The 9,333-nt window shown below is 71.6% G+C and carries 10 protein-coding genes; 6 read left to right on the plus strand and 4 right to left on the minus strand.

Annotation, left to right across the window (positions count from 1 at the left end; genetic code table 11):
• Nucleotides 1-98: 98 nt before the first annotated feature.
• From ACY34K_RS32200 to ACY34K_RS32210, 3 genes are all read left to right on the plus strand, one after another.
• Nucleotides 99-341, plus strand: coding sequence for a DUF397 domain-containing protein (locus ACY34K_RS32200; RefSeq protein ID WP_462753501.1), 243 nt, complete (start codon nt 99-101; stop codon nt 339-341).
• Between the two features lie 237 nt (nt 342-578).
• Nucleotides 579-1,172 (plus strand): CGNR zinc finger domain-containing protein, encoded by a 594-nt coding sequence (locus tag ACY34K_RS32205; RefSeq protein ID WP_462753503.1) that lies wholly within the window; start codon nt 579-581, stop codon nt 1,170-1,172.
• 89 nt (nt 1,173-1,261) lie between these two features.
• The gene (locus ACY34K_RS32210; RefSeq protein WP_462753504.1) at nt 1,262-2,266 is read left to right on the plus strand and encodes a DUF3048 domain-containing protein; all 1,005 of its coding nucleotides are present in this window, start codon (nt 1,262-1,264) and stop codon (nt 2,264-2,266) included.
• A 15-nt stretch (nt 2,267-2,281) separates the two neighbouring features.
• Here the strand turns inward: ACY34K_RS32210 and ACY34K_RS32215 are convergent, their stop codons facing one another.
• Both ACY34K_RS32215 and ACY34K_RS32220 read right to left on the minus strand, forming a co-directional pair.
• Nucleotides 2,282-3,019 (minus strand): tyrosine-protein phosphatase, encoded by a 738-nt coding sequence (locus ACY34K_RS32215; RefSeq protein ID WP_462753506.1) that lies wholly within the window; start codon nt 3,017-3,019, stop codon nt 2,282-2,284.
• Nucleotides 3,020-3,035: 16 nt separating this feature from the next.
• Nucleotides 3,036-4,409, minus strand: a complete 1,374-nt coding sequence (locus tag ACY34K_RS32220; protein WP_462753508.1) for a pentapeptide repeat-containing protein — start codon at nt 4,407-4,409, stop codon at nt 3,036-3,038.
• 110 nt (nt 4,410-4,519) lie between these two features.
• Here ACY34K_RS32220 and ACY34K_RS32225 point away from each other — a divergent pair, with 110 nt between their 5' ends.
• The 3 genes from ACY34K_RS32225 (at nt 4,520) to ACY34K_RS32235 (ending at nt 6,090) form a co-directional block, all read left to right on the plus strand.
• Entirely contained in the window at nt 4,520-4,921 is a 402-nt protein-coding gene (locus ACY34K_RS32225; protein WP_462753510.1) for an ACT domain-containing protein, read from the plus strand.
• A 186-nt stretch (nt 4,922-5,107) separates the two neighbouring features.
• Nucleotides 5,108-5,608, plus strand: a complete 501-nt coding sequence (locus tag ACY34K_RS32230; protein WP_462753512.1) for a hypothetical protein — start codon at nt 5,108-5,110, stop codon at nt 5,606-5,608.
• An 89-nt stretch (nt 5,609-5,697) separates the two neighbouring features.
• Nucleotides 5,698-6,090, plus strand: coding sequence for an RNA-binding S4 domain-containing protein (locus ACY34K_RS32235; protein ID WP_462753514.1), 393 nt, complete (start codon nt 5,698-5,700; stop codon nt 6,088-6,090).
• A gap of 5 nt (nt 6,091-6,095) precedes the next feature.
• Here the strand turns inward: ACY34K_RS32235 and ACY34K_RS32240 are convergent, their stop codons facing one another.
• Entirely contained in the window at nt 6,096-8,327 is a 2,232-nt protein-coding gene (locus ACY34K_RS32240) for a terpene synthase family protein (protein ID WP_462753516.1), read from the minus strand.
• Between the two features lie 147 nt (nt 8,328-8,474).
• A partial coding sequence (locus tag ACY34K_RS32245) for an N-acetylmuramoyl-L-alanine amidase (protein WP_462753518.1) occupies nt 8,475-9,333 on the minus strand: 859 nt, incomplete at its 5' end.

A 9,333-nucleotide genomic window follows, 5' to 3' on the forward strand; every position in this document is an offset into this window, starting at 1 on the left:
ACCTGACCGAAGGCGCCCGGCGCCCTGTCCGCGACCGGCCGCCATGACTAGTCTGAGCGCGGAGACGACGAACCGGGAGAACCGGGAGGAGCAGGGACGTGGCCGAGACGATCACCACCGACCAGCAGTTCGCCGGCCGGCACAAGCCGGAGCTCGACCTGAGCAACGCCGACTGGCGATCGGGCAGTCAGGGAGCGGGCGACGTGCAGATCGCCTTCATCGAGGGGTTCATCGCGATGCGCAACGCGGACCGCCCCGGGAGTCCGTCGCTGATCTTCAGTCCGGCCGAGTGGCGGGCGTTCGTACGCAACGCGCGTGAGGGCGAGTTCGACCTCACCTGACGGGCCACCCCACCGGCACTCGACCGGGCCACCCACCGGTCCCGCCCGCCGCTGCCGGCCGCCACCGGTCCGGTCCGTGGACCGGACCCGGTGCGTTCCACGGCCCCCGTCACGGTCCCACGGCGGCCGGGGCGCCGGCGCGACGGCCCGGGCGCGGTCCCGGCGCCCGGGTACGCCCGGCCGGCCGCGCACGGGCGGGGCGTCTTGACGCCGGGGGTGCGCGTTACCGTTGGCGGCATGGCCGCGCACCCCCTCGTACTCGACCTCGCCCTCACCGTCCGCCACGACGGAAACGGTGGTGTCGCCGACGACCTCCACGACACCGGTGCGCTCACCGACTGGGTCCGCGCCCGTGCCGCGGCACTGGGCGACGTGCCCGGCGCCGACCGCTTCACCGCGGACGACGAGACCCTCGCCGCCGTCCGTGACCTGCGCGCCGCCGTCCGCGCCCTGTTCGCCCGCACCGTGCCCGGCGACCCCAGCCCCGCCGACGCCCAGCGGCTGCTGCCCCTCGGCACCGCGCTGGACCGTGTCAACACCGCCGCCGCCGCCGCGCCGGCCGTGCCCCACCTCATCTGGCCCACGGGCGGTGACCCGGCCGCCGAGAGCCGCCAGGCCGGTCCCGCGCCCGCCCACGAAGCCCTGACCGCCGCCCTCGCCCGCTCGGCGATCACCTTCCTCACCGGTCCGGACAGGACCCGCCTGCGGGCCTGCCACGCCCCGCGCTGCGTGCGCTACTTCCTCAAGGACCATCCGCGCCAGGAGTGGTGCAAACCGTCCTGCGGCAACCGCGCGCGGGTCGCCCGCCACTACGGACGCCGCAGCGCCTGAGCCAGGTCCCCGCCGTCACCCGATCGCCGCCCCGAATCCCTGTCCCGCATCCGCTTTTCGTGGTCCACTTGAGCCAGGGAGCAGGGCCGATGGGTACGAAGAGACGCACGTCCGGACCGGCCGGCGCAGGAGTCGCCGTGCTGGTCGGCGCGGTCATGGCGGCCGCCCTCCTGCAGTGCTCGTCGTCCGACCCGGAACCCCGGCCCTCCACGACCACCCCCGCATCGCCGGCCGTCCCCAGCGGAATCTCCCCCTTCACCGGACTCCGCGCCCCGGCCGCCCCCGTGCTCGGGGTCAAGATCGACAACGTTCCGCCGGCGCGACCCCACACCGGGCTCGCCGCCGCGGACATCGTGTACGTCGAGCAGGTCGAGGCCGGGCAGACCCGGCTCCTCGCGGTCTACTCCGCCAAGCTGCCCCCCGAGGTCGGACCGGTGCGCAGCGCACGCGAGTCCGACATGGAGCTCCTCCGGCAGTTCGGCCGGCCGGCGCTCGCCTACTCCGGCTCCCAGTCCGCGCTCAGGCCCCTCATCGAGGCCGCCCCGCTCTACCCGCTGACTCCCGGCGACGCCCCCAGGGCCTTCACCCGCGACAACAGCCGCTCCGCCCCGCACAATCTCTACGTCAGCCCGCAGCGGGCGCTCGCCGCCGCACCGCGGGCCGAGAAGTCCAAGGACATCGGCTTCCGCTTCGGCGCCGCACCCGCCGGCGGCCGGCAGGTGAACGAGCACACCGTCCGCTTCCCCGCCGCCCGCTTCACCTTCACCTGGTCGGACACAGAGCAGCGGTGGCTCGTCACGATGGACGGCACGGCCGCACGCACCACGGACGGCGGCCGGATGGCGGCCAAGACCGTGGTGGTGCAGCACGTCGACATCCATCCGTCGAAGTTCCGCGACCGGTCGGGGTTCGTCTCCCCGTACACCGAGACCGTCGGCTCCGGCACCGCACTGGTCCTGCGTAACGGCCAGGGCCACGACGCCCGCTGGAGCCGGCCCACCGCGGAGGGCGGCACGTCCTTCACCACCCCCTCCGGGCAGCCACTGAACTTCACGCCCGGACAGGTGTGGATCGTCCTCGCCACCGCCCGGTGACCTCCCCCGCTCCTGCTACGGGGCCGGTTCCAGCAGGTTGGCGCGCAGCGCGTCCACCAGATCGTCGTCGATCCCCAGCGCGGTGTGGGCATAGCCGCGCACGGATCCGTACCGCTCGTTCAGATCGGCGAGGAACAGTTCCATGACCGCGGCGGGCGCCCGCCCGTAGTCCGGCCACGTCAGCTCCCGCCCGGGATGCGCCGCACGCCAGTCGGCGACCAGCCGCTCGGTGGCGAGCTCGGTGAGGGTGAAGTCCGCCACGATGTCCTCCTCGGGCACCCCCAGCAGTGCCAGCACGAGCGCGGCCACCAGCCCGGTGCGGTCCTTGCCCGACGCGCAGTGGAAGACGAGCGGCGTGTCACCGGCCGCCGCGATCACCTCCAGCGCCGTGCGCAGCTCCTTCACCCCGTCGTGAGCGACCTCTCCGTACCGGTCGGCGAGGTACCTCCCGGTGTCCACGTCCGGCCCCAAAGCGGCCTGGTTGTAGGGCCGGTGCTCGATGCTCAGGTTGTGGTAGGCGAACGAGGGGTGCTCGGGCACCCGCCCCTTGCCGTCGATCTCCCAGTCGTACCGCAGGTCGATCACCGTCCGGACCCCCAGCGCGAGAAACCGCTCCCAGTCCGCGCCCCGCAGCTTCCCCAGCGAGTCGGCCCGGTACAGCCGCCCCCACCGCACGGACCGCCCGTCCTGGGTGACGTAGCCACCCACGTCCCGGAAGTTGTGCAGGTGTTCGAAGGAAATGTGTCTGTTCACATCCCGGACTCTATGATCAACGACCCGCCTTCTGGTGTGCTTTGACGATGTCGGGCGGGAGGCCGATGGCGTCCTCGACGTTCGCGTTGGTGAACTTGGTGCCCTCGAGACGGGCGCCGATGAAGTTGGCGCCAGTCAGGTCCGTACCGCTGAAGTTCGCGCGCTCCAGGTTCGCGCCCCTCAGGTCCGCCCCCTTGAGAGTCGCGGCGTGTGTCCCCCAATAATTATCGGCTGCCAGGTTTGCATTGGTCAGATCCACCCCCACCAACCGGGTCCGGGTCAGGTTCGCGCCGCTCAGCTTCGCACCGGTCATGTTGGCGGCGGTGTCGCGGCCTTCGCCTTCGGTCATCCCTATGTCCGCGTCCGTGAGATTGGCCTCCGACAGATCCGCTCTGGTCAGGTCGGTCGAGGTCATCAGGGTGCGGACCAACGTGGCGCGGTACAGATCCGCTCCGGCCAGATTCACATTTTTCAGAAAGGCGTCAGTGAGATTCGCACCTGTTTCGTGGTCCTCGATCACCGCCGGGCCGAGGACCGCCCCCCGCAGATCGGAGTCGTAGATCTCGGCCCCGGTGAGATTCGCGTCCACCAGGAAGACGTCGCGCAGGTTCCCGTGTTCGATGGTGCTTTTGTTCAGCCTCGCGTAGGCCATCCACGCATTGCTCAGGTTCACGTGGCTGAGCCATGCCTCCGACAGATTGATCTCCTCGGCGTCGGCATCGTTCATGTCCACCCCGGAAACCTCAGCCTGCTGCATGTCCGCCTGGGTCAGGACAGCGGAGGTCAGGGAAAGGTGGCGAAGATAGAGAGGAGCAGTCGGTGTCTTGTCGGAGTCCGGCTGTAGTTCCTTCAGGTAGTCGGGGTTCATCCTTGCTTCCAGCTCCAAGCCACGGAGGTTCGCCCTCTCCAGGTCGACCTGCGCCGCCCCGTCGTGATCCGCCGATCGGTGGGCGAGCACGTGCATCGCCGCCGCCACATCGGGACGCGTTGGCGCGGCCTCCTGCTGCTCGGACAGCGTCGGCAGGCCTTTCACCGGGACGCTGACATGGATACGCACGAAGGCCGACAGCGCGGAAACCACCCGGGGCTGATCGCGAGGCGAGTCCTGCATGAGCCGCTCAAGCGCGTAGATGCCCCCGGACCGCGTTTCGACCGACCGGGACCCCAGGAGTGAAATGGCCGCGTGGAACCGGTTCGTTATCTGTCCCTCTCGGGCGATCTTCAACTCAGTCTGCGTCTGGTCCACCGACATCCAGGTGAACACCAGCGCCACGAGGGCGGCCAGCCCCGGCAGGGCCGCAACAAGGGTCAGCCAGCGCGTGCCACCGGAGCTTGCGCCGCTGCCGTAGCGTTGTCGCCGGGCGTCGCGGATCCGGCGCCGACGCGTCATCGCCCGTCGGCGTGCGACCCACTGCCTCGGCCGTGGTCGCCTGAACCTCACTCTTCCATCGCACTCCTTCCGGGCCGATCCCGCACCCGGAGACCTCTACGCTGGCGATCATGAGTGGAGAACGTGACCTGGCCCGGCTCATCGCCGGTATGCGGCCCGCGCTCAACCCCGGCCGTTATGTCTTCGCCACCGTCGACGGGCCCGAGGTGCCGGCCGGGATGCGTCCGGTCGTCACCGTCTCCGAGTCCGAGGGCCTCACGGTCGTCGTGAGGGAGGACGAGGCGGAGGCGGCCTCGCTGCCGTACGACTATGTGGCCGGGTGGATCACCCTGCGGGTGCACTCCGCGCTCGACGCCGTCGGGCTGACCGCCGCCGTCTCCCGGGCGCTCGCGGAGGAGGGGCTGAGCTGCAACGTGGTGGCGGGGTTCCACCACGATCATCTGTTCGTGGAGTACACGCGGGTGACGGAGGCCCTCACGGCGCTGCGCAGGCTCGCGGAAGGCGCCGGCTGAGGGGGCGCCTCCCGGTCCGCGGTGCGCCGGGCGTCGCCCGAAGCGGTGATCCGGGAACGCTCGGGGCCGGTCCCTCCGAGCCCCCGCCCGAGCCGCGGTGGAGGCGCCCGCGCGGGGCTTCCCGGCACGGAACCGCGGCGCGAGCCCCGGCGGCACTTCGCGGTCCCGGCCACGTACCATGGCGGCATGTCCTTCCTCCGCCGCCGCAGCCCCGCCACACCCGCGGGCCCGGACTTCGACGTCCTGGCCATGGACCCGGGCGACTGGCCCGGCAATCTCGGCGCCGGTCTGCTCCCCGCCCCCGACGGCACGTGCCAGGGCGTCTTCCTCCGGTACGACCTGTTCGGCGGCCGCGGCCCCGCGATGATCATCGGCAACCTGCCCGAGGGCTCACCGGCGCGCGAGCTCGGAGAGGGCCAGATCCCCTTCGAGGTCGCCCAGCTCCTTGCGGCGCTGGAGAACGACGAGCCGGTCGAGGTCGTCGAGACGGAGGACGTCCCGGTGATGCAGGGGGACAACCTCCTCATCGTGCGGCGCCTCAAGCTCTCCGAGAGCCGTATCTCCTGCGTGCAGTTCGACCGCAGCGACAACGTCCTGGTCACCATCGCCAGCTGGGACCGGCCGATCACCGACGATCTGTACGCACTGCTCAAGCCGCTGCCGGCGGAGCTCTTCCAGCAGGGCTGACCGGCACGGGCTCCGGGCCCCGCCTCTCGCACCTCCCGTGCCCGCCACGCAGCCCCGTGGCGGGTACGGTGCGCATTAGAGTCGGAAGCATGGCGAACGACGAGGGGAACGCGACCGCACGGGTCGACAGCTGGATCTGGGCGGTACGGCTCACGAAGACGCGCTCGCAGGCCGCGAGCGCCTGCCGGGCCGGGCACGTCCGGGTCAACGGTGAGCGTGCCAAACCCGCCCAGCCGGTGAAGGCGGGGGACGAGGTCAGGATCTTCCACGCCGGCCGGGAGCGGATCGTCGAGGTGAAGCGAGTGATCGCCAAGCGGGTCGGCGCGCCCGTCGCCGCCGAGGCGTACGCCGACAACAGCCCGCCCCCGCCGCCGCGCGAGCATGTCGCGCTGGCCGGCGTCCGTGACCGCGGCACCGGCCGTCCGACCAAGCGCGAGCGCCGCGAACTGGACCAGCTCCGCGGCGCCCGTCGCTCTCCCTGACGCCGCTACGACGCGTAGAGCCCCGCCAGCCGGGCCGCCGAGGTGCCCAGCCCGGTCGGCCCGCCCAGGCGCCCGGCCCCGTTCCGGTCGGCGGGCGGCTCGCCCCGGCGCAGCAGCGGCGTGCCACTGCCCGCGTGCACGTCGTCCACGCCGTAGCGCCGGACCTCGCGGTGCCAGTGGAGGATGCCGGCCAGCCAGTCCTCCAGCTCGCGGACATAGGCGTCCAGGGCCGCCCTGCCCTGCTCGTCCAGCTGGAACTCCGCCGCCAGGAGGGGGAGTTCATTCGCCTTCACGTGCTCGAACTGGCGCAGCCGGCCGCGCATGAGGTCGTCGATGACGGCGACGCCCGTCGGGTAGTCGCAGCCGAAGAAGGTCTGCACCACCAGCACTCCGTTGTGGACCTCGCCCTCGACCTCGATCTCCTTCTGGTAGGAGAAGAGGTCATTGATCATCGTGGCGTAGTCGGCCGCCGAGTTCTCCAGGCTGCGCATCGGCCCGCTGCGGAACAGCTCGGGCGGCAGGCCGTGCGTGTGGCGCAGCCGGGCCAGGTTCATCGTCAGGTCGGAGCCGAAGGTCAGCCGGCGCATCTCGATGTAGTCGACCGGATCGGGGACCCGGTGCTGGGCCTGGTTGTGCAGCTCCCACAGCCAGCTGTCCAGCATGGCGTCCAACGCCTGGCGCAGGACGGGCCGCGCGTCCGGGCCCATCGGGCCGGCGGTCCGGTGCCACAGGTCGGCGAGCGACCGCTCCATCGGGCTGACCGCTTCCGCCGCCCCGGCCGCCGGGTCGTCGAGCGGCATGCACGCCTTGAGCCGCTCGGTGCAGAGCTTCGCCCCGGCGAGGTCGCGCGGCCGCCCGAACGTGAACGGGTAGTAGTCGTCGCCGTACGTCCCCCAGGTCAGCCACTCGGCGCTGAGCTCCAGTTCCTCGGCGGTGGCGTCCGGGTCGAGCCCGGCCGAGCAGAGCGCGAAGTCGTAGCCCGCCAGCAGCGGCTCGTCCCAGATGTCGTCGAGCAGCCCCATCCGGCCCGCCCAGGCGATCGACTTCGCACGCGCGTCGGCCCAGTGCGGGCTGAGCGTGAGCGGGTACGGCAGGTCGAAGTCCGGCAGCAGCGACGGGCCGACCCGCTGGTGCGGCACATGCGTGAGGCCGCGCAGCCGGGACGCGGCCGGACGGCCGAAGAGCGTTCTGATGTCGAGCGCCGAGGTGCCCAGCACCCCGCTGAACATCGGATCGCCGGTGCCCGCGCCCTCGTTCATGTACCGGCTGGAGCGCAGGTGCCACTCGTGGCCGCCGGACTGCCAGTCCTGCAGCCCCTTGGTGTACGCCGCGACGGCCGCGCACTCCTCCGGGCCGAGCCCCTTCTCCACGCACAGGCCGGGCACCTCGGTCAGCACCGTGTTCTCGAACTGCTGCAGTCGTGAGGTGAGCAGGTCGTTGACGGCCTCGGCCGCCTCCTGGGTGGTGCAGGCGAGGAATTTCTCCAGGACGAGCACGCCATTGCTGTTCTCGCCCTCGTCCTCGACCTCACGCTGGTACGAGAAGAGGTCGTTGCGCAGGTGCACCGCGTCGGAGAAGGCGTCCCGCAGCACACGCAGCGGACGGGAAGCCGCCACGGACTCCGGCACCTCGGCGCCCGCGGCGTACTCCACCAGACCCGCCGACCAGGGCGCGCCACCGACCTTGCGGCGCATCTCGATGTACTCGACGGGGTTGGCGATACGGCCTTCGTTGATGTTGGCCAGTTCCCACAACGACTCGTTGAGCAGATGCTCGGTCGCCTCCGCGAACCTGGCCCGCCACGCCGGCGACATGCTCGGCACGGTCCGCGTCCACAGGTCCGCCAGCCCCGCCTCGACCGGGTTGGTCGGCTCCGGAACGCCCCGCGAGAGGTCCAACGGCATGAACGCGGGCAGCCGGTCCAGGTACTCCTTGCCGCCCGTCCAGTCCCGGGTCCGCTTGAAGACCTCCAGGAAGTGGTCGTCGAAGAAGAACACCCACACATACCAGTCGGTGACCAGGGACAGCGCCTCGGCGTCGCAGTCCGGGTGGGTGTAGGCGCACAGCAGGGCGTAGTCGTGGGAGTCGAGGTCGCTCTCCTCCCAGACCCCGGAGCCCTCCAGCATGCCCATCTGCCGCGCCCAGCCCTTGGTGTGGTGGCGGGCCGCCTCCACGTGGGGGTTGAGCCGCGCCGGATACGGCATGTAGAACTCCGGGAGTACGAACGGCTGTGCCATGCCTGCGATCGCCTTTCGGTGGGCGGGGGACCAACGCGCGAGCCCTACCCATCGCCTTGATCGCCCACGCGACGCTCGAGTTATTCGTACGAACGCCAGGCCGTGTGGTGGGGTCGGAGCGGCGGACAGCACCCCTTCGGCCCAGTCTCAGGCGCGCGAAAGCCGTACGTCGGAGGCCTTCACGAACGCCACCCGGTGCCCGAACTGGACCTGGTAATACGCCTCCTTCCCCCGCACGACCCGATGACCGGAGGTGTCGAACGACGGTGCGTAGTAGTACTCGCCCGGGGAGCGGCCACCCACCACATACCGCTGCCCCGCGGGAAGCCGGTACGGCAGAGGCGAGACCGTCTGCGCCGGGACCCCCGCCGGATAGGCGGACGCCTCCGGATAGGCCCGCCCGTACACCGGGATGTCCGCGGCGCCCTCCTTCGGGGTCGCCACCCACCCCCGGGCCCCGACCGTCGTCGGCCGCGACCCCGGATCGTGGAACCAGGCCTTCTGCCCCAGGTACCAGATCGCCGTCCACTCCCCGCGCCGCTCCGCCACCGCGAACTGCTGGCCCGTCGACGCACGAGCCCCGGTGTCATTGACGCCGGCGGTCGAGCCCCCGCCGTCGGGCCGCAGCCCGACGTCCTTCACCAGCGGGGCGTCCGCGCTCGGCTCGGTGTGCAGCCGTACCGCCCCACTGCCGTGCGGAGCACATGCCTCGCCGGGCTTCACGCAGCCCGTGTACGGCGGCCGGTGCTCCTCGTACCGCGGGCGGATCGTCACGACGGCGCTCCGCGGACCCGCGGTCGGCGTGAACGGCCTGCCCAGTAGCGCGAAGTAGTGAGCCCAGTCCCAGTACGGGCCGGGATCCGTGTGCATGCCCCGGACCGCGGCCCCCGTCGGGCCGGGCACATTGTCGTGGCCGAGGATGTGCTGCCGGTCGAGCGGGATGCCGTACCTCTTCGCCAGGTACCGCACGAGACGCGCGGACGTCCGGTACATGGCCTCCGTGTAC

Source organism: Streptomyces sp. STAM6 (assembly GCF_054963715.1).

Coding starts and splice junctions, on each gene's coding strand:
- ACY34K_RS32225 (WP_462753510.1), top strand. CDS start 4,520: ATGAGTGGAGAACGTGACCTGGCCCGGCTCATCGCCGGTATGCGGCCC.
- ACY34K_RS32210 (WP_462753504.1), top strand. CDS start 1,262: ATGGGTACGAAGAGACGCACGTCCGGACCGGCCGGCGCAGGAGTCGCC.
- ACY34K_RS32240 (WP_462753516.1), bottom strand. CDS start 8,327: ATGGCACAGCCGTTCGTACTCCCGGAGTTCTACATGCCGTATCCGGCG.
- ACY34K_RS32235 (WP_462753514.1), top strand. CDS start 5,698: ATGGCGAACGACGAGGGGAACGCGACCGCACGGGTCGACAGCTGGATC.
- ACY34K_RS32230 (WP_462753512.1), top strand. CDS start 5,108: ATGTCCTTCCTCCGCCGCCGCAGCCCCGCCACACCCGCGGGCCCGGAC.
- ACY34K_RS32205 (WP_462753503.1), top strand. CDS start 579: ATGGCCGCGCACCCCCTCGTACTCGACCTCGCCCTCACCGTCCGCCAC.
- ACY34K_RS32220 (WP_462753508.1), bottom strand. CDS start 4,409: ATGACGCGTCGGCGCCGGATCCGCGACGCCCGGCGACAACGCTACGGC.